The 524-nt window shown below is 67.0% G+C and carries 1 protein-coding gene; it reads right to left on the bottom strand.

Annotation, left to right across the window (positions count from 1 at the left end; genetic code table 11):
* On the bottom strand, nucleotides 1-524 hold a 524-nt coding region (locus AWB78_RS43090), incomplete at both ends, for a Rossmann-fold NAD(P)-binding domain-containing protein (protein WP_510183600.1).

Genomic DNA, 524 nt, shown 5'->3' with positions numbered 1-524 from the left:
TGAGCGTGCCTTCCTTCGTCAGGATCAGTTTCAGGAAGTCCAGAAGGTTGCGGGCGTAGAGCGCGGAGGCATCGGCGGCGACCATCGAAGCGAGATTCGTGTGGCCGACGATATGCACGCCGTGCTTCATCACCACCGTATCGACTTCGGTCAGCGGGCAGTTGCCGCCTTTCTTGCCCTCGAACGCGGGACCGCGCCCGGCGGCGAGATCGACGATCACGGAGCCCGGCTTCATCTGCTTGACCGTTTCGACGGAGATCAGCGTCGGCGCGGGACGGCCCGGAATCAGCGCCGTCGAGATGACGATATCCGCCGCCTTCGCACGCTCGTGCACTTGCGCCGCCTGCCGCGCGAGCCAGCTCGGCGGCATCGGGCGCGCGTAGCCGCCGACGCCTTGGGCCGCCTCGCGTTCCTCGTCGGTTTCGTAGGGCACGTCGACGAACTTCGCGCCGAGCGATTCGATCTGCTCCTTCACGGCCGGACGCACATCGGACGCTTCGACGACCGCGCCGAGACGCTTGGCC

The organism is Caballeronia calidae, from assembly GCF_900044055.2.
Lineage (GTDB): Bacteria > Pseudomonadota > Gammaproteobacteria > Burkholderiales > Burkholderiaceae > Caballeronia > Caballeronia calidae.
Note: the sequence above shows the minus strand (reverse complement) of the source record. Positions and strands in the feature narration are given on the sequence as shown.